Below are 21,716 nucleotides of genomic sequence, written 5' to 3'. Positions count from 1 at the left end.
AAGGTAACTGCAGAGATGATTGGGTAGAAGAATCATTTGGGGTGTGAGAAGAGCAGACTCCAATCGACCAAACCTTTGACAAACTGCTGCAATAACTCCCGCGTAGCTTGATCGGTCAACGTTCCATTCGCATCAAATTTCTTGATACCACTCGTGACGAGTATTTCCGGTTTATGGAAAAATTGCGCATTAAGGGCAATCAGGATTTGCTTCAAGTGGGCTTGCGAACGCACCGTACCAAACATTCCACCAGTGCCGATGATTCCGGTTGGCTTTCCATTGAACGGCTGCGATGGCGGACGTGAAGCCCAGTCAATCGCATTTTTCAAGACACCCGGTACCGAGTAGTTATACTCGGGCGTGGCAATGAGCAGTACGTCGGCGTTCGCGATTTTCATCCGAAAATCGATTACCGGTTCCGGAAATCCCTTCGCTTCGATATCGCCGTTGTAGAGCGGAATGTTTGCAAGTGAGTATGTCTCCATCGTGGCATATTCCGGCAGTAACTCGCCTGCGGTGCGCAACAATGCCGCATTTAAAGAGCCGGTGCGGAGGCTGCCGGCAATTCCTAATACTTTGATCGTTTTTCCTGTTGTCATTTGAACACTCCCAATCGTTGCAATATTTCCCGTTCCGATACTTTCGCGACGTTTTTTTACGCAGCACCATTTCCCAGCTTTTTACACAACCGCGCCATCTGTTCCTGTTCACTGTCTGTGAGGACTGATATTTCCTGCAGGATCGATTGCACGTGTTCCGGAAATAGCTTGGCAATGTGCTTTCTGCCGTTAGCAGTCAGGTCGACCGACAACTTTCTCCGGTCGTACTTATCGCGAACCCGCTTCACCAGCTTTCGCTTCTCGAGATTATCGATAACAGTGGTGATGTTGGCACTACTGGTCAGCAGCTTATCGCTGATAGCGCGCTGACATTGCGGTCCCAAGTGAAGCAGCATTTCAAGAACGCCGAATTGACTTAACGTCAAATCACCGGTGGTGCCGCGATGCGAAAGTCGGGTCTGCAACGCCTCATAAGCACGGGTAAATTTGATAAATGTGTTAAGCGCAAGTACTTCTTCCCGGGTACCGGGGTAATGAGTCGGCATCGTCACTCCATATCAATCGTTATGTATTTATTAATACGATATCGAACGAATATTGTTGGAGATCATGAAAATGGGGATTGATTGGAGCTTCACCGTATATCAACCCAATTTTCATTTGATGTTCTATTCGATGAATCAGGTAGGTGAGTTTTACATTTGTATGTCGCTGGGATATCCAAATGGAGGAATGGCAGAGTTTGATTATCCTCTATGAGGATCAAGTGCACTTTACTGTCCCTCTCCGTTACAAACGGACGCTAATGTTTTACTCTTACTTTTCCGGATGGCTCCATGCCCCAATCGGGGTGCCTTCGGGGGCGGTGAAATTGATGATCAAGGTGCCGTCTCCAATGTCATAGGGGCCATAGATGATTTTCCCGCCATGTGTATTCACTTTTTCGATTGTTTCGTCCAGATTGGCGACATTGATATAGACTTGGGTGCGGGTACCGTGTTCCGGTAATTTCCCACCGCCGTTATGAATACCGCCCGCGGTCGGTTTCTCCGCTTCTTGATAGCGGAAGTGCATATACTCCGTATGCGGCGGGTCGACATACCAACCAAAAACATCTTGTAAAAACTTTCCTAATACCGCCGGATCATTCGACCAGAATTCGGTATAATCGATTGTATTCGTCATTTTTCTCCCCCCTGTTCGTAAACGTTGGATATAAGCGGCGTTACGAATCGCTCCAACACTACAACAACGCGAGTGGTGTTTCGAGTAGACGTTTCACTTCATTCAGGAATTTTGCTCCGGTAGCACCGTCGATGACGCGGTGATCACCGCTAATTGTCATCAACATGCGTCGTTCGATACTGAGCTCACCATCCACTACGCAAGGGATTTCCCTAACACTGCCCACCGCTAATATCGCCGCTTCCGGGGGATTCACTATCGCAGTAAAATGAACAACATCGAACATTCCTAAATTGGAAACGGTAAATGTCGAACCGCTGAATTCTTCCGGCTGCAATTTTTTCGCTTTTGCTTTTTCCGATAACTCGCGAGCGGTATCGGCAATTTCCTTGAGCGATTTCTTCCCAGCATTACGAATCACCGGCGTTATCAAACCATCGTCCAATGCAACGGCAATCGCGATATCCTGTTGCTCGTGGTAGGTTATCGCATCTCCGGCAAAGCTGGCATTCACCTGCGGATACACTTGCAATGCTCGGGCGCACGCCGCGACGATAAAATCGTTAATCGACGGCGACTTTCCTTCCAAATGCTTCCATTGCGAACGCAGATCGACGATACGATCCATTTTCGCTTCCACCGTTACCGTAAACATCGGCGCTTGCCAACCATCGCTCATCCGGCGGGCAATTGCTGTGCGCATTTGCGACATCGGTTCAGTACCAGTATGTGTAATCGCCGGAGCAGTCGTCTTCATCGGAGCGGGTGCCAACGGCGCGACGGCAAGTTTCGGTGCGGGCGCAGGAGCAACGGGACGCTGCGGTGGTGGAACTTTGCCAACGGCGGCTTCGACATCGGCGCGGGTGATCCGACCATCGGGACCGGTACCGGCTACAGCGCGTAAATCGACCCCCATCTCCATCGCTAATCGCATCGCCACCGGTGACGCCACCAATCGACTCGATGTTGCTTCTGCGACTGGTTGCACTGGTGCTGGCACGACAGCTGGGGTTGGTGTCGGAACTGGCGCGGGAACTGGTTTCGGTTCTTCTTTCTTCGCCTTCGGTTCCGATTTTGCTGCTTTGGTTTCTTTCTTTGCTTCCGGCTTCTTCTCTTCTTGTTTTGCCGTCACCGGAGCAACCACTTCGCCGGCTTCGCCCAAAACCGCGAGGACTTCACCAACCGGTGCCGATTCGCCGGCAGGCACTCGGATTTCGAGAATTACCCCTTCCTCGAATGCTTCAAACTCCATCGTCGCCTTATCGGATTCGATTTCAGCTAATACGCTTCCCGGTTCAATTTTATCGCCCGGCTTCACTTTCCAATTGAGGATTTTTCCCGTAGTCATCGTATCGGATAACCGCGGCATCGTTAAATTCGTTGCCATTTTATCACCTAATGAGTATTAATTTTCCGCAGCGATTACTTCGCCATTTTAATAACAGCGAACCAAGCCAACGGGCGAATCCAAGGGATGGTAAATAACATCCGATCCGCCGCTTCGGCCATTGGCAGCGCCCATTTCCACAGCAGCTTTGGCAGTACCGCCACATACGGTGTCGTTAAACTATGCCAACTTACTTCCATTCCGGGAAATTGTCGTTTCAGCATTGCTAAGTCACGCATCAATAATGGATGTTCATCGGCAGTGCGCAACTTCGGTGTCAGTTTTCGGAATAAATTGATGACCGGGTTGTGGCCTAACGGCTCGGTAAAAATCGCAACACCGTTTGGTTTGAGGACACGATGGAGTTCGCTCGCTGCCGTTGCCAAATTGAGATGATGCAAAATCCCCGAACCGAAAACCACGTCGAATTCACCATCGGGAAATGACATTGCTTCGGCATTCATCACGATAAACTCGGTCTTTCCTTGCACTCCAAGGTGTTGTGCCTGTTGCCGCGATTGTTGCACTGCCACATCGGAAATATCAATTCCAACAACAAACGTGCTTAATTTCGCAATTTCAAACGCTCTACCCGTGATACCGCAACCGAATTCGAGAACACGTTTTCCCGAACATTGGTCTTGCAACGTACTCTCGTACTCCCGGTACATCGAACGGCAAACTCGATAGAATTTTCCTAACGACGAACGGCGTTTGTCGGAGAATGCTTCATTGTGAAACTCTTTTTCCCGTTGTAACCGGTCGCTCGATTCGTCTGTAGTTTCCATTGTTATCCCCGGTAGGAAACCTTAAGGACCGCTTCCACAACATCGGGGACTTGCGGCAATGCATTATGCTCCAAATGCCGGTTATATGGCATCGGCACATCTTTTCCGGTCACTCGTTCCACCGGCGCATCGAGCGAATCGAACACGCTGCGTTGGACGCGATAGGCAATCTCCGCACCGACCCCGGCAAACGGCAGCGCCTCTTCGACAATTACCAATCGATTGGTTTTTCGTACTGAGGTAAAGATGAGTTCCTCATCGAGCGGCCGTAAAGTACGGGGATCGACCACTTCAATCGAGATCCCGCGTTCGGCAAGTTCCTTGGCTGCCGCGAGCGCCGTATGCAACGCTTTACCCCACGCCACCACCGTGCAATCGGTGCCGGCGCGCTTGATATCGCCGACGCCGATGGGAATCAACAATTCTCCGTCGGGCACTTCCGCTTTGAAGCCATACAGCGTTTCCGCTTCCATGAAAATGACGGTATCGTCGTCGCGAATTGCGCTTTTCAGCAATCCCTTGAAATCGGCTGGCATACCCGGCGCAATCACTTTCAATCCGGGAAAATGACAGAATATCGACTCAAACGATTGACTGTGTTGGGATGCGAGTTGGTGGGCAGCGCCATTCACGCCGCGTACGGTGAGCGGCATTTTGAATTGTCCACCCGACATGTACCTCATCTTCGCCGCATTGTTGAGAATTTGGTCGAGCGCGAGCAGCGAGAAGTTAAACGTCATCATTTCGATAATCGGACGTAGACCAACTTGCGCCGCACCGACACCAACGCCGGTAAATCCTAATTCGGTAATCGGCGTATCGATCACACGCATTGGACCAAAGCGGTCGAGTAACCCTTGGCTTACTTTGTATGCGCCATTGTAAAACCCGACTTCTTCGCCCATCAGGAATACATCGGGATCGCGCTCCATCTCTTCCGCCATTGCCTGATTGAGCGATTCGCGAACGGTAAGCTCAGCCATGATACGCCTCCGTTGCATAGACATGTTTGAATAATTCATCGTCCGGCGGTTCCGGCGACTCTTCGGCGAAGGTCGCACAATCGAGGACAATCGCTTTTATCTCCGCTTCGATGCGTTTCTCTTCCGCTTCGTCGTAGATGCCTGCCGCAATCATTTTTTCTCGCAGCAGCGTAATCGGGTCTTGCTTCTTCTGCTCTTCCACTTCCTCTTTCGAACGATAGTGACCGTGAATCGGATCGGACATCGAATGTCCGCGATAGCGATAGGTGCGCGCTTCGATGAGGGTCGGCAGACTTCTCCCGCGTGCGCGTGAAATTGCTTCATTGACAGTATTGTAGACTTCCAATACATCCATCCCATCGACGTGTGAGCGTGCCATATCATAAGCATACGCTTTCTGCGACAGGTCGTAAATCGATGAGGCGCGTTCAACCGGGGTACCCATTCCAAACCGGTTATTCTCGCAAATGTAGATGACCGGCAGCCGCCAGATCGCGGCGAGATTTAACGATTCGTGGAACGCCCCTTGGTTGATCGCCCCTTCGCCGAAAAAGCAAAGTACGACATCGTCGAGTTTGCGATATTTGATTGCCCAACCGACGCCTGTTGCAACCGGAATTTGTCCGCCGACAATACCGTTGCCCCCTAAAAAGCGAAGCTGCTCGGAAAACATGTGCATCGAGCCGCCTTTACCGCGGGAACATCCGGTGACCTTTCCGTATAATTCCGCCATCACTTCGCGCGAAGACATTCCTTTTGCCAATGCATGGCCATGGTCACGGTAGGCGGTGAGGACGTAATCGGTCTCACGCAGTGCGCCAACCGCACCAATTGCGACCGCTTCCTGTCCAATATACAAATGGCAGAAACCGCCGATTTTCCCTTGCTGATAGCTTTGAGCGGTTCTTTCCTCGAAGCGGCGCAGCAGGATCATCTCCCGCAAGAATTTGTACGCCAGTTCTTTATCGATTGTCATTTTGTTTCCGTTTTGTGATAGATTACCTATCCATGTAAGTATCGGTTATCTTTTTACACGCGGGCGAATGCCATACGCCCCTACAGTAAAAGGATTGCGGTACGTTTTGGACCGTGTATCCCTTTTACTAATACCTTTTCGATGTCGGCGGTACGCGATGGGCCGCCAATCCAAACCCAACCATTCGGCGATAATATTGGTAGCTGTTCCAAGGCATCTTCCAAATGAGCAACGATTTGTGTTCGTTTGGCAATAAAGATGACGTTGGGCGGCAGCAGCGAAATTGCGCGCGGACGCTGGTTGTGCCACCCTTGCGCAATCGTTCCGGTTTCCGCCAGGAACAGCTCGCAAGAACATATTCCGAGATCGAAGAGACCGGGATTCTCAGGCTCCATTTGAATTGATACGAGTGAACCGGGAATTTGTGCGAGTGGCTCGCTAAACTCCGCCAATTCCGGCGCAAGCCAAATTCGTTTGACATCGAACGAGGCGGTAATATAGGCAACAAGGGCAGAATTGACATCGCCTTGTGAATTATCGAACGCAATCTGCTCGCCGCCGTTTCTCTGCCACTCAAACCAAAACCGTTGTTCAACACCCTCAATGGGCAAGCCCCACCGGGTGTGCTCGGGTATTCGGGTATCCATCGCGTCGATGCTACGCAATGCGGATTGGATTTTCATCAAAGTTTCGGTTTTTGCATCCATATTTTCTTTGCAGTCTTGTTGCATTTCTGCGTAGGACAGACACTCTTGTCTGTCCATTCGCCTTATCATTTTTTTCAGACAGAAGTAACAGTCCTACTGTTTCTTTTCCTTCCGCCAACGTTCGCGAAAACTGCTGGGAGCCGGCGTTAACGGCGAACGCTGTGGCGTCCAGCCCGGTAGAATTTTTGTCAATCCCAATCGTGAACACAGCCGGAACAGTTTTCCATACCGCTCATAGCGCGCAGGATTGAGTACTGTTTCTCGCCACTGTTGCATTCCCACTCGCTCAAATGCCGGACGTAATTGATCCCCTTCCGCGATTCGACTTCGTAATGTCCAAAGCTGTTGCGGCAACGGAATCTTCACTGGACATATTTCTCCGCAGGCACCGCACAACGAAGAGGCAAACGGCAGCGATTGTGCGATTTCCCGGCCGCGAAACTGCGGTGTCAACACCGCGCCAATCGGCCCCATATATGCCGAGCCATAAGCATGACCACCCGCCCGCTGATACACCGGACAGACATTCAAACATGCGCCGCAGCGAATACATAATAGCGATTCCCGCAATGCCGGATCGGCCATTATCTTCGTTCGCCCGTTATCCAATAGAATCAAGTGCATTATCTGCGGTCCCGCCGCCCGGTTCGGCGATGGGTGCGAAAGAAAATTCGTATAGGTCGAGAGTCGCTGTCCGGTTGCGCTACGGGCAAGCATTCGCAGAAAGATCGCTAAGAATTTCTCTTTGGGAATCACTTTTTCGATGCCACAAATCGCGATGTGTAGTTTCGGTAAAGAAGTCGTTAATCTGGCATTCCCTTCGTTCTCGACGACAACCAATCGACCGGTATCGGCGCAGGCAAAATTCACCCCGCTGATCCCCGCCTCAGCATGGAGAAACTTGTTGCGCAGAATGCCCCGCGCCTTCAGCGTAAGTTCCTCAGGGTCTTCCGAGTACTCGATGCCCAATTTGTCTTGAAATATTTTCCCAATTTGCTGGCGTGATAAATGCAAAGCTGGTGCCGTGATGTGAGAAGGCGGCTCGTTATTCAACTGAACGATGTATTCGCCTAAATCGGTTTCGACGACTTCGCAACCGTTCGCTTCGAGGAACGGATTCAATTCGATTTCCTCGGTGGTCATCGATTTCGATTTTACGATTTTTGTGGCGTGATTTTGCTGTAGAATTTCAAGTGTGATGTTACGCGCTTCTTGCGTATCGCGAGCAAAATGAACCACAACGCCGTTCTGTTCACAGGAAGCGGTAAGCTGCTCTAACATTTCATCCAAGTGGTCGATGGCGAAATGACGAATGCGATGGGCGGCGTCGCGCATGGTTTCCCAAGTGTCGGGAAAATCCTTGACAACTTCGTCGCGCAATCCGAGTGAGTGATGGGTCGCTTTTTTTAATACCCGCTGCAAATACTCATTTGCAACAGCGGCACGGGCGGCGGCAGGAAACCGCTCGGGATGAAAATGCGATTCGCTCATGGTCTGCCCGCCATCACTTCCGCGACATAAAAAAATCGCAACGGGTTCGCTTGTTTGCTCGCCCGGGTCGAAAGATGCATCAAACAGGAAACATCACCTGCAACAATTCCTTCGACTTTCTGCTCGGTGGCTTTAGCAATTTTCGCATCCGCCATTGAAACCGAGAGTTCGGGAAATTTCACCGAGAAGGTTCCACCAAACCCACAGCAAGCGTCACGGTCGTTGCTTTCCACCAATTCAAGTTCGGGAATGCTGCGGAGAATTTGTTCAGTGTATTGCGTTACCGCAATTTCGCGCAGACCGTGACAGGAACGGTGCAGCATGAGCTTTCCCGGAAACGGCGTTAACAAATCCGGTGCGTGTAGTTGTGTAACCCAGAATTGGGTGAATTCAAAAACTCGCCCGCGCAGCGTTTCCCACAAAATTCTATCATTATCAGAGAGCGGTAACTCCGCATAATGTTTTTCAATCATCGAAGTACAGGAACCGGAGGGAATCACTACCGGTAAATCGTCTTCTGATAACAACCGGATCAATTGCGATGCGACCTTTGCCGCCTCGCCGGGATATCCGGAATTGAATGCCGGTTGACCGCAACAGGTCGTCCTCGGATCGAATCGTACTGTACACCCGGCGCGCTCGAGCAGTTTTACACATGCCCAAGCGGCGTCGGGGAAGAGCCAATCGACAAAGCACGGTACGAATAGTTTGACGTTCATAGCGTTGGATTAACTCTCAATCAATGGTTCGATGAATTGAAAATCGCTGCCGACCGCGGAGCGTAAAGCCAACGACGTACTGCCATTCACCGCCAGTACCCGCACCCGCTTCCCTTGGCTCTTGAGCGAACGGACGAGCATCGTGAAATCGCCGTCACCGGTCACAAGTACAACCGTATCCACCTCCGTGTGTTCGCGCAGGAGACGTGAACATTCGAGATAAATCATAAAGTCGGCGCTGTTCTCTTTCGAGCCTTCCGGTATCATCGTATAAAACCCGGAACCCTGATACGGCCGCATGTGATAAAGGAATGGATCGTTATCCCAATTCGCAATCGCTAATGGGTAGGAAATGATTTTGTGTTCCTTCTTGACCCATTCGATCAATTTATGGGCAATCCCGGCGATCCGCGAACCGTCGCGGTCGTTCCAGGGACGCGAGTTTTTTACGGCGGTGTCTTTTAGACCGAGGAACAGATTTTCATGATCAACCAACAAGACAGCATGCGATTTCGGTTCGGTGGGATCGGATGCGACTTCATCGCCTGCCAATTGTGGCCGGTATAATGGCGTTGATATTTGCACAACGTTGTCACGAATCGTGACGATTCCAATCTCGCGCAGATACATGATATCCGGATCGTGATCGTTGAATGCCTCACCATGGTACAATCGGTCAAGCACAATCCGCGCTACTTTATTCGACGGGAGCTGCAACCGTGCCCAATCGGAGAAATAGGTCGCGCCGGATGCGGTCCAATTCGCGACACTTAACACATTCGCGGCAAGAATTCGCTGCTGCTGTAAACCATTCGCATCGCGAGCGGCTTCCCGTAACAGTAACGCGTAGATTTCCGCTAAACCGCCGCTCTGTTGGTACAGCAAAGTCGAGGCGGTTTCAGAGAGCGCTTTGCGTTCATCAAACCAGATCTGTTGATAGCGTTTTGCCAAGTCCTCATTCATGGCGGGGAGCCGCAACACCTGCAACGACCGCCAGAATGGATGGGGAAGTTGGCGCCGCAAGTAAAACAGGTCGTTACTGCCAACGATCCAAACCAATTCGGGCATATCTGTGAGCTTGAGTAACAAGTCGAGGAAACTCGTGAGTAACATCACCTGTTCATGTGTCGCGATGTTCCAATGCTCGGCAAATCCTTGCAACACTACTGCTTGCTTGGTGTGGGTGCCGGGCGCCGCGCGAAGTTGCTCGATCCATCGGCTGAATCCTGCCGGCGATTGATCAACGGGAAGCGGGATGTTCGTAAAGCACTTCGATGATACTTCGCGTAACCACTTTACGATTTTCTCGCTGCTGAGGGTCCCTTCGGGTGCACGAACCAAGTGAATGGGACATTGCACCGAGTTACTGAGTCCGGCGATTTCGGACGTTAGAGTATTCACGCCAAAGCCAGCAGGAGCTTCGATGGCGAGGACTTCGCCGGGTAGTGTCGTAACCAGATGGCGGCGGATGCGGTTTTGAATTTCGTGATACAATTCGAGGAGTCGTACCGGACCTTGATGCTCTAATGGTGCCGGCGAGCGATCAGTACGATACAATTTGACCACGGCTTCGATACCACTGTTCTCCGAGTGTAACGTCACCGATGAGGGCTGTGTGCCATCTTTGGTTGACCAATGAACAGCGACTTCGTGACGAGCGGGGTCTTGTTTACTTACCGGAAGTACCGAAACGCTGCCATGCCATTCCGGATTCGCATAGACCCGCCAATCCGTATTCTCAGGATAAGGCTCGGCAAACGTGAATCCGATTAAGCCAGCATTCGCATTCGGCGCGACATACTCTTCGCCTTCTTCAGTATCGCTATCATCATAAATGGACGGCTTATACTCGAGCGGCGCTTGATAGGACGTCGGTTCGGTCGATTGCAGTGCGCGGCGGTAACGAGCAAGCTTGGCATCCGCCATCCCCGCTTCGGCAGCCCCTTGAATTCCGACCCGTAAATCGTCGTACAACTCGTTCCGGAAACAGAATTCGAGATAGTAATGCCAATTTTCCTGTTTCGATTTTTGTGGCGCTTTACTCGAGGCAGTCGCTTCCGCTTTCCGCATGAACGAGTACTTTGCTTCCTCGATGTTCCCAGTCATTTCGCTTAATTTGCCGAGGTAGTGCCAATTTGCCCAGAACCACGGATAACGCTCGGTACGAGCACGGAAATGCGCGATGCCTTCTTCGAGTAATCCTTCGGTCTGGAAGTAAGCGAAATCTTTTTCGAGTCGTGCGATGGGAACCAATGCATCGTTTGGATCGGAAAGGTCACTCCCTTTTTTACCGACTGTTAAGCCCGCTTCATCGATGATGCGGTGCAGCAATCGATCTTTTATCATCGGATCGGTGTTGTGTTGGATTGCATAGAACAACCCGAGTGGCAACCACTCCGCTGTTTCCAGCCGGACGATGCGGGCGGGTAAATCCTCGGTACGTTTCAGCGAGAGGAGTAGACCCATTACCGCCGCGACATAAGGACGGCGATGCAAATTACGGTCGAATAATTCGACTGGACACAACAATTCGGCAGCGTCCTGCATTCGTCCCGTACGAACATAAATCCCGGCGAGATTAACAATCGTCGCAAAGTCCTGGCGGCGGGCGGCGATGATTTGTTGCAACAACCGCTCGGCGGAAACATAATCCTGGGTAAGAATGAGCGAGTAAGCGAACCACTCTTTTACGCCTAAATCGCTTGGAGCAAGATCGAAGGCGGCGCGGAACGTATCGACCGCACGCGGTAACGCATCTTCTTCAAACAAACTCTGTTGCGCTTCGCGGAATAAATCAATCGCTTCGCGGTCGCCCTCCCGCAGCGTCTTCAACGGACGCCACCATTCGAGCCAACGTTCTAACCCGCGGGTCAAACGGTTTTCCAGCGATTCGGCGACGCCACCAATTTGAGCAATTACAGTATCGTTATCGACCGTGATTGACCATTCGGATATCTTCGCCGACATCTCTTCATCGAATAAATCACGCCATTCCGCTTCGATCTCACCGGTGGCAATTCGACCAGCAATATCGCCGGAGAGAAAACTCCGCGCCTGTTCGCGAAACATCGTTCGGGCGGGATGACCGGCATGACTGAATGTGTAGTTCCAACCAAACCGGAGATTTTTTCGCAACAACGTTCGGCGGCAATCGTCGTCACTTTGAGCAAGCCACAACCGATCCCAAATTTTCCAGACAATGTCGTCAGCTAACCGGTTCAAATCGATACCACTTGGCAACCGGTCAAACGATGCCTGAACGCCAAGCAGACGCCGGATCCGTTGCCGGACACGGCTGCGCAAGCGGTCAAGGTCGTCAAGCCGTTGTTGGGAGGTTCCCGCCAACAATGCCAACTTCAACGCCCCTAAGGCACGTTCCCGCCAATCGACGGCGGCGGCTAATTGATAGGACAAAAACGATAATCGTTCGCACGCATCCCATTGGCTTTCTTCATACAAGGCATTCGATAAACGATAGGCTAAACCGGTGACTTCGGATATTACAGTCTCACGATGAAACTCAAGGGGTTTTTGACGCCAATTTAATACGGTATTGGTAGCAGCGATCAAGAGTTCTTTTAATTGGTCGTGATCGTCGCTGGTTAATAGTTCCAGCGTCTGAGTGGATTGCTCGATGATGCGGTCGATCAGTTCAGTACTGTTTTGCGTTTGAGGGTCGTAGGTCATCATGTTTTTTGCTCCTTCGTAAAGAGGTTATCTCGTACTGCAGCATTATCCCATCCAATACGGCGAAGGACTTCCTTCGTCGCTTTCGGAAGCGGCATCTGAGTGATTTGATTTTTCGTTACCCACTCCAATCGTTCCGCGGAATGGGCTTGTTCGACACCGCCAACCCGGCGGAGGACGAACGGGTACATCGTTATTTTGAAATGGGTGAAGCCGTGCTTCACAACCGGCACGGCATCGACAACTTCGACCGTGATACCGGTCTCTTCCCGGAATTCACGGACAACCGCTGTTTCCGGAAATTCGTTAAGTTCGCATTTGCCACCCGGCAGCTCCCATAAACCACCAAGTAATCCATCGCGTTTTCGCAATCCCATCAGTATTTTTTGCTCATCGAATAGAATACCGACTGCGATATCAAAATGTGGAACCTCCGTTTTTTTTCGCGGCGGTGGAAAAATTGAAACAGTGTTTGCTCGAAAAGCGCCACACTGTTTTTTCATTGGACAGTTTTTGCAATCGGGTGAACTTGGCGTACAAACCATTGCGCCTAATTCCATGATCGCTTCATTCCACTGCGGAAGATTTTTTGATTCCTCTTGGGCGATGGTTGCGAACACTTTCCGATAAATCTCTTGCGCTTCCGGTTCGGTATAACTGACCGGAATTTGCAACCAGCGCGACAGCACCCGCGCAACATTGCCATCGACGACTAAGGAAGGTTGTCGAAAGGCAAATGACGCAACTGCCGCCGCAGTGTATTTGCCTAAGCCAGGCAGTTTTAATAACTCATGTTCGGTTTCCGGTAGTTCGCCGTCATATTTCTCACAAAGAATCTGAGCCGCCCGATGAAGATTTTTCGCCCGCGTGTAATACCCCAACCCTTCCCACGCTTTCAATACGGCTTGTTCTGTGGCGTTCGCCAAGGTGTTAACATCGGGATACTGTTGCAGCCAGCGTTCAAAATAGGGAACCACCGTGGCGACCCGGGTTTGTTGTAACATCACCTCACTAACCCAAACCGCATATGGCGACCGGTTTTTTCGCCAGGGTAAATCGCGACCTTCCCGCTGGAACCACCGTAGTAGTAACCGATTGATCGACACACCTAAAACCGCAACTTCTACCCGATCGATCACGGATGGATCGAAGAGAATCCGGCGAGTTTTTTTTACTCGTTGTGTTTTCGATTTAGGAATTTCAGATTTTTGGTACACGACAACGCAATTCACAATCAGGAAAATTCTGAGAGTGCATCGGGAATCATCTGACGGAAGAAAAAGTCAGGCGGCGTAAAGAGTTTTCCCTAACGATACCATGTGGTATCGCAACTCACCGAGGGATCAATGGAAAGTAAAGTTTCTCAACAGGTGAACTATTCACAAACGATTACAAAATCAGGTACTGAATTGTTTTCTGCGGCTAACTGCCGGTTGCAATGGTTAACATTCGGTCGAGTGCAACCCGCGACCACTTTTTTACAGAATCATTCACACGAATCTGATTAGTTATTTCCCCTTGTACCAATTTTTCCAACGAATCGGCAAGATCCACCGGGTCGATTCTTGACATCGTTGCGCAATTACAGGTAGTAAATGCCAAATTGGATATGTGTAGAATACCGTTGTATTGTTTTTGTAATCGTCCCACCAAATGATGCTCTGTTCCAATCGCCCAACGTGAGCCTTTTTCTTCTTCCGCCGCTTTCGCGATGCGTTTGATAATATAATCAGTCGAACCGGCAAAGTCCGCTTTTTGAACAACTTCAAAGCGGCATTCCGGATGTACAATCACTTTCGTATCGGGAAACTGTTCGCGAAAGTAGTCGATATGGTTAGGTAGGAACCGTTGATGAACGGAACAATAGCCTCGCCATAACACAATCTTCGCGTCCATAAGTTGTTTTTTTGTTACGCCGCCATACGGTTGCAAGGGATCCCATACAACCATCTCCTCTAAGGGAATTCCCAGTTTGAATGCCGTATTGCGACCCAAATGTTCATCGGGTAAAAATATTATCCGGTTACCCAATAACCAAGCCCACTTCAATGCTGCTTCCGCATTTGACGACGTACAGACCGCACCGTTTTGTTCCCCGCAGAACGCTTTGATATCGGCGGAGGAATTCATATATGTTAACGGTATCGGCGCTTCGCCGCATAGTTCTTTTATTTGTCGGAAAGCCCGTTTCACTTGGCTGAGGGTAGCCATATCCGCCATACTGCAACCGGCGGAAAGGTCAGGTAGGATAACCGCTTGCGAGTCGCTGGTCAGGATATCTGCGGTTTCCGCCATGAAGTGAACTCCGCAGAAAACGATGAATTCAGCTTCACGTTCCTTTGCTGCATACGCCGATAGTCCATAGCTATCTCCAGTTCGGTCAGCAAAGGCGATGATTTCATCGCGTTGGTAATGGTGGCCGAGAATCAGCAGTCGCTTTCCTAACGCAATTTTCGCATCGGCAATGCGGGCAAGCGTCTCCGGGGTCGCTTCGATTTCGTCGACCACTTCCCAAAGTTCCTGTTCACTGGTAACGGTATGTTCCGCCATTTCCTTCCCTGTTATCTGCCACTCGGCGTGCTAACGCAATGTCACGCTAATAATACGAAGAGAATCGTCGGTTTGGTAACATTGTTTTCATAAAAAAAAGACACCCGCCACCGCGGGTGTCTACTTTCTAAAAAACCGGTACAATCGATTAATCTTCGTCGTCATACGCCGGTTGGCTTGCGCTGTCTTTCATTCCGTGACGTTTGCGCTCGCCTGCCAAGTACTCTTCGGTTACTTTTTGGGTAGTTGTTACTAAGAATTCCCAAGAATCGACATATCGTTTTCGGTCGTCGTTCGGTAACCGTTCGAGGGTTTGCTTAAAGACTTCACGGGCATGTTCCCGATGGGCAGTCAAATAAGCGGCGCCGGCAGCAGAAAGGTGTACACGAACCATCCGCTTGTCGGGCAGATCGTGACGACGTTTCACCAAATTGTGTTTTACCATCCGCTCAGTTGTTAACGAAGCGGTGGAGGGGCTAATACTGAGAAGATGAGCTAACTCACTCATCGACAACGGACCATGATGCTCAAGTAACAGCAATGCTTTAAATTGAGCAACCGAAAGTTCCCGTTCCCGTGCAAAGCTTGCGCCATAACGGTGCATCGCCGACATGAGAACAGGAAATGCCGACATCAAACGGTCTATTTGATCGGTTGTCACTTTATTATCATCGTGTGCCATTTACTGACTCCTTTCAAAACAAGGCAACTAACGGTTATACGAACGAAAGGGGAATGAACAGTTATATATGATCAAAGCCTACCAATCGTGTTCTTAAAAGCTATACCCGCCTACGTGTTACAGGTGCAGGGATTCCGCAACGACAAAGCGTCCCTCACACGACAAGATTTGACGTTACTACTAATTATCAATCAACACATCTGTAACAAACCGGGATTGATCGGAAGTTCAGGGAGTCTAAGTATCATTCGAAAATATTAATACTTCCCATCGAATCCATGCCAGAGCGAAATCACAGCTTCCCGTAAAACGTCTTCGCCAAATTCGTCTTGTGAACAAATACAATATACGTAGAAGCAATGAGTAGTATCAAGTCATTCGCCAAGACAGTTTTTCTGGAGAATCAACTCATTAATGATGATTTGTTATAAAACATATTACAACATGTTATAATGTCGTTAATTAAGTGCTATAGATTTCTTATAAAATATAATGTGCTCTGCTCTACTCACCAAAGTGATGCGGCACACATTTTCAAAAGAATACTATCACTGCAAACAAAAGAAAACAAAGGAAAGGATGTTATAGTTGTGAAACAATTCACTACAGTTTTTGATTTACAATGTTTCTCTCTATTGCTGGAAACTCGACTGGTGCTGTCGTTTATTACCCGCAGAGACAGATTTTAACGACTAACGAAAAAAAAACGAGTTTAGCTTGACTAATGCTACGCAAGAAGACATATTCCTATACCATGACTCCGTTGGTGACTTCGGAAAGTTGGTTTGCTTACCCTGTGATGCACTGTTTTTTTCCGGAAGGAGCGCTCAATGAACTCTTTGAACCGCACGAATTTCTCTCTTCTACTGTGCCGGTCTTCCCACTCGATGATCTTTCCTGTGTTGGCTTTCCTAACGCTTTTGTTGTTTGTTCCGATGGCCCAGGCCGAAGAACAACTCTATTGCCCGAATAATGCGTGGTTGAAGTTCACGCCGGCGCAGATTAGTTGGATGACGCGCGCACCGGATGGTTCCCTTTCCTATCCTACTGGACTTACGGAACTGGATCGCATCATGCTCGAATATAACGTTCGGATGTTAAGACCATCGTTTACCCATGATCCGATTTCGTTACGCAATCCGGCTTTTCATGAATTAGGAATGGATCGTTCATACCTGTTTCGTATAATCGATGATAAGTTTGCCGTTGTGAGAACTACGCAAGAGATTGAAACTTTGATAGATCGGATTGCGAATATCCCCGGCATTGAAAAAGCCGAACCGATTGGTATTGCTTTTGCTTTTCATACTCCGAACGATTGGGCGACAACCGGCAATATGTACGGGCTTGACTCGATGCACTGCCGTCAGGCTTGGGATGCACAGCGCGGCGTCGACTCGGTGTTAGCGGTGACAATCGATACCGGTGTCATGTATGATCATCCTGATCTGATTCAGAATTTTCAAATGAATACAGCGGAAGATTTAAATGGCGACGGTCGCTTTACCGCGGTTGATAGCAATGGTGTCGATGATGATTTGAATGGATTCATCGACGATGTCATCGGTTGGGATTTTGTTAGCCACTCGTTCGATGAGATTACCGGTGCACAAGCAGCCGATGGCGAAGACTACGGACCGCCCGACAACACCCCCTCCGACGTTCATGGACACGGAACTCACGTCTGCGGTTCCCTTGCCGCCCGCACCAACAACGGTGTAGGTATACCCGCTGCCAGCTATAACATCCGTACGTTAGGACTTCGTGCCGGATTTGGATGTATTTACAATGGCGGTCTTGCTGGCGTAGGTTTCACCGATAACTTCTGGCCGGCAATTCAATACGCAGTAAACCGTGGCGCTCGCATTATCAGCATCAGTTTTGGCGGCACCGCGACCAACACCGATTATCAAAATGCAATATTGTACGCTCGCGCCTCCAACTGCTTAGTATTTGCTGCGGCTGGAAACAACGGAAATACCGCGCCGCGCTATCCCGCGAATTACAATGGTGTAATGGCGGTTGCTGCAACCGGTGGTGGTAATATCAAAGCCGATTTCTCGAATTATGGACAGTGGATCGACATTAGCGCACCGGGTGTAAGCATCTGGTCGACGACACCGACCAACGCTTACAATCCTGCAGCCTATCAAAGTTGGGATGGCACTTCAATGGCTAGCCCGAATGCAGCATCGGTCGCTGCACTTGCATTGTCGAAAAATCCAACTTTATCTGATGATCGGTTAGAACAATTTGTATTAGGGACTGCCACCAACATAGATGCGCTGAATCCCGGATTTGAATTTCAGTTAGGAGCTGGGCTTATCAATGCCCAGGCACTAATCAATGCGGTGCCGTTGCCAGTAATTGCAATGCGTTCACCGAACGGCAACGAAGTATGGTGGGCAGCGCAGAATCGCGAATTGCGGTGGATGGCAGTCGACTCGGTTGACTATGTAAGAATTGAGTTAGATCGTCATTATCCATCTGGTATCTGGGAAACGATTTTCGCCAGTACGACAAACGATGGTTCGGAATTCTGGACAGTTGCCGGTGACACGACTGATAGTGCTGCAATGAGAATTTCGTGGGTAGGACACCCGCAATACACCGATACTACCGACGGTGTTTTTAAAATCAAATCGCCATGGATTCAAGTAACCAGCCCGGTCGGCGGTGAGACCTATCGGCAAGCGATTGCGGAAGATATCACATGGATGAGCGGCGGTTGCGATAGTGTCGATGTTGATATCAATCGAAATTATCCCGTTGGAACTTGGCAAACAATCGCTTCGAATATTCGCAATACGGGCATCTTTACTTGGATGGTCACTGGACCAGCTTCGATGAATGCGCGAATCCGTGTTTCTAAGCATGGCACCTTGCAGTTTTCAGACGTGTCCGACTCAAACTTTGTTTTACTAACACCCGGTATCACAATGACCGCGCCTGACGGCGGTGAAGCTTGGAACATCGGAACAGTCCATCAAGTCAATTGGGTTTCGCTCGGCACCGCCCGTGTAAATATCGATATCGATCGCAATTATCCGAGTGGCACTTGGGAGCGTATCGTAACCAGTGCAATTAGTAACGGTAGATATAACTGGACCGTCAATGGTCCCGAATCGCCGAACTGTCGGATTCGCGTTTCAAACACGAATGACTCAACCAATGCCGACACATCGAATGCATCCTTCTCAGTATTGCCATCGGATATTCTTATCGGGAGTCCCAACGGTGGTGAGAATTGGACGTTGTTAACGCAACAGACAGTTCGCTGGACACCATTAGGAATCCCAACAGTACGGGTCGAATTGAACCGTAATTATCCTACGGGCACATGGGAAGTGTTGTCAGCCACTTATCCGACCGCCAGTGGCAGCTTTACCTGGAATGTTGCTGGTACGATTACTGGTGCGGCAAGGATTCGATTGGTAAGCACAACCAACCCTGTTCAAGGCGATACATCCGATGCGAACTTCAATATCATAAATCCATCGATAACGATTGTTTATCCCAATGGTGGTGAGTCGATTTTCCAGACTCGCATCCCATCACTGTCATGGTCATCGTTGGGAGTGAGTGGAAATGTACGAATCGAGTTAAATCGCAACTATCCGAGCGGTACTTGGGAAACGTTGTTTGCCAGTGTAGCAAACGATGGCGTACAGGCATGGCCGGTAGCTGGCGCTAATACAACCTCCGCTCGCCTGCGTATTACTTCAATCAGCGATCCGACGGTGATTGGTTTGTCTGCGAATAACTTCACGATTGCCGATCCGATTCTTCACGTAACCAGTCCGAACGGCAGTGAAGTCTGGCCAATCAATCAACTGCGTGATATTCGCTGGAACTCCAATATGGGTGGAACGGTGAATATTTATTTGGATCGCCAATACCCCTCCGGACAATGGCAGTTGCTCGAATACGGTACACCGAATGATGGCGTATTCCCGTGGTCGGTAACGGGTCCGATGACAAGCACAGCTCGTATTCGAATCGTTCATGAATTCGGAGCAGCGTATGCCGATACCAGCGATAGTCATTTTGTCATCGGGACAACGGCAGTGCGGGAGTATCGTTCAGGTACTCCAGTGGCGTTTGCCCTCGATCCGGCGGCACCGAATCCATTCAATCCGGAGACCAATCTTCGGTTTGCGATTCCGTTAACGGCAAATGTAACCGTAGCGGTCTATAATGCGATGGGGCAATTGGTTGCAACCCCGCTGCAAAGCGAATTGCCGGCAGGATTCCATTCGTTAGCATGGCGCGCAAACAACACGGCGGGTACACCGCTACCGAGTGGCGTTTACTTCGTTGTCGTTTCAGCAGGAGCGAAATGGCAATCTTCCCAGAAGATTCTACTGTTACGATAATGAAACATACCGGAGGCAAATGATTGCCTCCGGTATATTGCGAGTAACACCATAACTCGTTGTGAGGATGACGTGGATTTATATTCGAAACATCAACCGTTTAAGCAGTGTCGGGTATGTCAACATTGTTGGAATGAATTGTCCGACCTGGTGAAGGATCGCTCGCTTGATATCGCTGGATATCAAGCTTCATTCAAATCGGTAGAAGAGGGTCTGATTCTCTTCACCCATTTAGATGAGAATTGCCACTCTACCCTTGCTGTCAAAGCTGGTGAGTTAAAGCAGCTGTATCAAGGGACGACGTTTCTGGTGAGGAATACCGGTAAGGTGAGTTGCGAAGGTAGATGTCTGAATTCAAATGATATCGAACCATGTGCCGCCGAATGTGATATGAGGTGGGTACGGGAAGTGCTGCAGATTCTCCGCAGTCACGAATTACCCGACAACCTTGTAGAAGTATAGTTTTGGCAAAATACGAAAAAGAGCGCATCGGGTGATGCGCTCTTTTTTCACGTTAACATTTCTATAACCGTTTTCGCTTTTCGATTTTGTCGGCGGCGATTGAGATAAGCACCGCAGTGAACAGTGTCGTGACAACAATCGAAAGACTAACCCCGGGGGTGATGTTCACCCAATGATGAATCAACATCTTCACACCAATGAATGCGAGCACCAACGCCAACGCCGGCTTCAGATAACGGAACAACGGCAACAGTCGGTCAAGGACAAAGAAAAGTGAGCGCAATCCCAGAATCGCAAATACGTTGGAAGTGTACACGAGGAATGGATCGGAAGTGATTGAGAAAATTGCCGGAATCGAATCGACCGCGAAAATGATGTCGGTCGTTTCGACTGTGATTAACACCAAAGCGAGTGGTGTAAGCAAAAACTTGCCGTGATCACGAATCGCAAACTTTGCCCCGTGATAGTCGATAGTAACCGGGAACTGCTTTTTACACCATTTCAGAATTGGATTGTTGGCGGGATCGACGTCGGCATCGTCATGGGAACGTAGTAGTTTCCATCCGGTGTAGACTAAAAACGCGCCGAAGATATACAGAATCCACTGGAACTGGCTGATGAGTAAAGCGCCAACCGCGATAAAGATGCCGCGGAAAACCAACGCGCCGAGAATACCCCAAAAAAGTACCCGATGCCGCACTGTCTCAGGAACCGAGAAGAACCGGAACAGTGCGATAAACACAAACAGATTATCGACTGAGAGCGAATACTCGACGACATATCCGGTGGTGAACAAGATTGCCGGTTGTGCGCCATATTGATAAAAAATCCAACCGGCATAGAGCGCGGCGCATCCGACATAAAATCCGACCCACCCTAACGATTCTTTGAACGTCGGGGCATGGGCTTTCCGTTGACCGAATCCTAAATCGATTGCCAACAGAGCAAAAATTACGACATGAAAAATCACCCACATCCACCACGGAGCGGCAATGTTCTCGCTGGCGGCGGTGGCGGATTGAACGGTTGATGCGATGGTCAATAGTGTCAAAGGATTACTCACAAAAGGAAACTTGCGAAAAAGTAGCGAAAAGGAAGCGAACAAACAAAAGCGGTCTTGTTGGTTTCATACCCAAAATAAAATACGAGCATTCTCTGAGAGA

Annotated in this window: 17 protein-coding genes; 2 read left to right on the top strand and 15 right to left on the bottom strand. The window is 49.7% G+C overall.

Features of this window, described 5'->3' with window-relative positions; translation table 11 throughout:
• Nucleotides 1-32: 32 nt before the first annotated feature.
• The 14 genes from OEM52_01650 to OEM52_01585 all read right to left on the bottom strand — a co-directional run bounded on the left by OEM52_01650 (nucleotide 33) and on the right by OEM52_01585 (nucleotide 15,715).
• Nucleotides 33-599, bottom strand: coding sequence for an NAD(P)H-dependent oxidoreductase (locus tag OEM52_01650; GenBank protein MDK9698842.1), 567 nt, complete (start codon nucleotides 597-599; stop codon nucleotides 33-35).
• A 56-nt stretch (nucleotides 600-655) separates the two neighbouring features.
• The gene (locus tag OEM52_01645) at nucleotides 656-1,105 is read right to left on the bottom strand and encodes a MarR family transcriptional regulator (GenBank protein MDK9698841.1); all 450 of its coding nucleotides are present in this window, start codon (nucleotides 1,103-1,105) and stop codon (nucleotides 656-658) included.
• 271 nt (nucleotides 1,106-1,376) lie between these two features.
• The gene (locus tag OEM52_01640; protein ID MDK9698840.1) at nucleotides 1,377-1,745 is read right to left on the bottom strand and encodes a VOC family protein; all 369 of its coding nucleotides are present in this window, start codon (nucleotides 1,743-1,745) and stop codon (nucleotides 1,377-1,379) included.
• Between the two features lie 58 nt (nucleotides 1,746-1,803).
• A complete protein-coding gene (locus OEM52_01635) occupies nucleotides 1,804-3,132 on the bottom strand; it encodes a 2-oxo acid dehydrogenase subunit E2 (GenBank protein MDK9698839.1) in 1,329 nt (442 codons plus the stop codon).
• A gap of 35 nt (nucleotides 3,133-3,167) precedes the next feature.
• Entirely contained in the window at nucleotides 3,168-3,920 is a 753-nt protein-coding gene (locus tag OEM52_01630; protein ID MDK9698838.1) for a class I SAM-dependent methyltransferase, read from the bottom strand.
• Nucleotides 3,921-3,922: 2 nt separating this feature from the next.
• Nucleotides 3,923-4,903, bottom strand: a complete 981-nt coding sequence (locus OEM52_01625; protein ID MDK9698837.1) for a pyruvate dehydrogenase complex E1 component subunit beta — start codon at nucleotides 4,901-4,903, stop codon at nucleotides 3,923-3,925.
• Nucleotides 4,896-5,879: a pyruvate dehydrogenase (acetyl-transferring) E1 component subunit alpha gene (pdhA, locus tag OEM52_01620; GenBank protein ID MDK9698836.1), complete on the bottom strand. Its 984-nt coding sequence runs from the start codon at nucleotides 5,877-5,879 to the stop codon at nucleotides 4,896-4,898. Before pdhA ends, OEM52_01625 begins: the two co-directional genes overlap by 8 nt.
• Nucleotides 5,880-5,959: 80 nt before the next feature.
• The gene (locus tag OEM52_01615) at nucleotides 5,960-6,562 is read right to left on the bottom strand and encodes a lactate utilization protein (GenBank protein ID MDK9698835.1); all 603 of its coding nucleotides are present in this window, start codon (nucleotides 6,560-6,562) and stop codon (nucleotides 5,960-5,962) included.
• A gap of 117 nt (nucleotides 6,563-6,679) precedes the next feature.
• Nucleotides 6,680-8,077: a LutB/LldF family L-lactate oxidation iron-sulfur protein gene (locus OEM52_01610; protein MDK9698834.1), complete on the bottom strand. Its 1,398-nt coding sequence runs from the start codon at nucleotides 8,075-8,077 to the stop codon at nucleotides 6,680-6,682.
• The gene (locus OEM52_01605; GenBank protein MDK9698833.1) at nucleotides 8,074-8,796 is read right to left on the bottom strand and encodes a (Fe-S)-binding protein; all 723 of its coding nucleotides are present in this window, start codon (nucleotides 8,794-8,796) and stop codon (nucleotides 8,074-8,076) included. Before OEM52_01605 ends, OEM52_01610 begins: the two co-directional genes overlap by 4 nt.
• A gap of 9 nt (nucleotides 8,797-8,805) precedes the next feature.
• Nucleotides 8,806-12,486 (bottom strand): NYN domain-containing protein, encoded by a 3,681-nt coding sequence (locus tag OEM52_01600; protein ID MDK9698832.1) that lies wholly within the window; start codon nucleotides 12,484-12,486, stop codon nucleotides 8,806-8,808.
• Nucleotides 12,483-13,622: an A/G-specific adenine glycosylase gene (mutY, locus tag OEM52_01595; protein ID MDK9698831.1), complete on the bottom strand. Its 1,140-nt coding sequence runs from the start codon at nucleotides 13,620-13,622 to the stop codon at nucleotides 12,483-12,485. Before mutY ends, OEM52_01600 begins: the two co-directional genes overlap by 4 nt.
• A gap of 283 nt (nucleotides 13,623-13,905) precedes the next feature.
• A complete protein-coding gene (gene nadA, locus OEM52_01590; GenBank protein MDK9698830.1) occupies nucleotides 13,906-15,033 on the bottom strand; it encodes a quinolinate synthase NadA in 1,128 nt (375 codons plus the stop codon).
• Nucleotides 15,034-15,181: 148 nt separating this feature from the next.
• Nucleotides 15,182-15,715 carry a MarR family transcriptional regulator gene (locus OEM52_01585; GenBank protein MDK9698829.1) on the bottom strand — a complete coding sequence of 178 codons (534 nt, stop codon included), beginning with the start codon at nucleotides 15,713-15,715 and terminating at the stop codon, nucleotides 15,182-15,184.
• 830 nt (nucleotides 15,716-16,545) lie between these two features.
• Here OEM52_01585 and OEM52_01580 point away from each other — a divergent pair.
• On the top strand, nucleotides 16,546-20,091 hold the full coding sequence (locus OEM52_01580) for a S8 family serine peptidase (protein ID MDK9698828.1): 3,546 nt from the start codon (nucleotides 16,546-16,548) through the stop codon (nucleotides 20,089-20,091).
• 72 nt (nucleotides 20,092-20,163) lie between these two features.
• Nucleotides 20,164-20,553 (top strand): hypothetical protein, encoded by a 390-nt coding sequence (locus OEM52_01575; protein MDK9698827.1) that lies wholly within the window; start codon nucleotides 20,164-20,166, stop codon nucleotides 20,551-20,553.
• 61 nt (nucleotides 20,554-20,614) lie between these two features.
• Here OEM52_01575 and OEM52_01570 read toward each other — a convergent pair whose 3' ends face one another.
• Complete coding sequence (locus OEM52_01570) at nucleotides 20,615-21,616, bottom strand: TerC family protein (GenBank protein MDK9698826.1); 1,002 nt, start codon at nucleotides 21,614-21,616, stop codon at nucleotides 20,615-20,617.
• Nucleotides 21,617-21,716 lie beyond the last annotated feature (100 nt).

This window comes from bacterium, assembly GCA_030247525.1.
In the GTDB taxonomy this organism is placed as follows: domain Bacteria; phylum Electryoneota; class JAOADG01; order JAOADG01; family JAOADG01; genus JAOTSC01.
The sequence above is the reverse complement of the archived record's forward strand: the minus strand, read 5'-3'. Positions and strand labels throughout refer to the sequence as shown.

Coding starts and splice junctions, on each gene's coding strand:
- OEM52_01600 (MDK9698832.1), bottom strand. CDS start 12,486: ATGATGACCTACGACCCTCAAACGCAAAACAGTACTGAACTGATCGAC.
- OEM52_01645 (MDK9698841.1), bottom strand. CDS start 1,105: ATGCCGACTCATTACCCCGGTACCCGGGAAGAAGTACTTGCGCTTAAC.
- OEM52_01580 (MDK9698828.1), top strand. CDS start 16,546: ATGAACTCTTTGAACCGCACGAATTTCTCTCTTCTACTGTGCCGGTCT.
- OEM52_01650 (MDK9698842.1), bottom strand. CDS start 599: ATGACAACAGGAAAAACGATCAAAGTATTAGGAATTGCCGGCAGCCTC.
- OEM52_01630 (MDK9698838.1), bottom strand. CDS start 3,920: ATGGAAACTACAGACGAATCGAGCGACCGGTTACAACGGGAAAAAGAG.
- OEM52_01640 (MDK9698840.1), bottom strand. CDS start 1,745: ATGACGAATACAATCGATTATACCGAATTCTGGTCGAATGATCCGGCG.
- nadA (MDK9698830.1), bottom strand. CDS start 15,033: ATGGCGGAACATACCGTTACCAGTGAACAGGAACTTTGGGAAGTGGTC.
- pdhA (MDK9698836.1), bottom strand. CDS start 5,879: ATGACAATCGATAAAGAACTGGCGTACAAATTCTTGCGGGAGATGATC.
- OEM52_01625 (MDK9698837.1), bottom strand. CDS start 4,903: ATGGCTGAGCTTACCGTTCGCGAATCGCTCAATCAGGCAATGGCGGAA.
- OEM52_01605 (MDK9698833.1), bottom strand. CDS start 8,796: ATGAACGTCAAACTATTCGTACCGTGCTTTGTCGATTGGCTCTTCCCC.
- OEM52_01635 (MDK9698839.1), bottom strand. CDS start 3,132: ATGGCAACGAATTTAACGATGCCGCGGTTATCCGATACGATGACTACG.
- OEM52_01610 (MDK9698834.1), bottom strand. CDS start 8,077: ATGAGCGAATCGCATTTTCATCCCGAGCGGTTTCCTGCCGCCGCCCGT.
- OEM52_01585 (MDK9698829.1), bottom strand. CDS start 15,715: ATGGCACACGATGATAATAAAGTGACAACCGATCAAATAGACCGTTTG.
- OEM52_01615 (MDK9698835.1), bottom strand. CDS start 6,562: ATGAAAATCCAATCCGCATTGCGTAGCATCGACGCGATGGATACCCGA.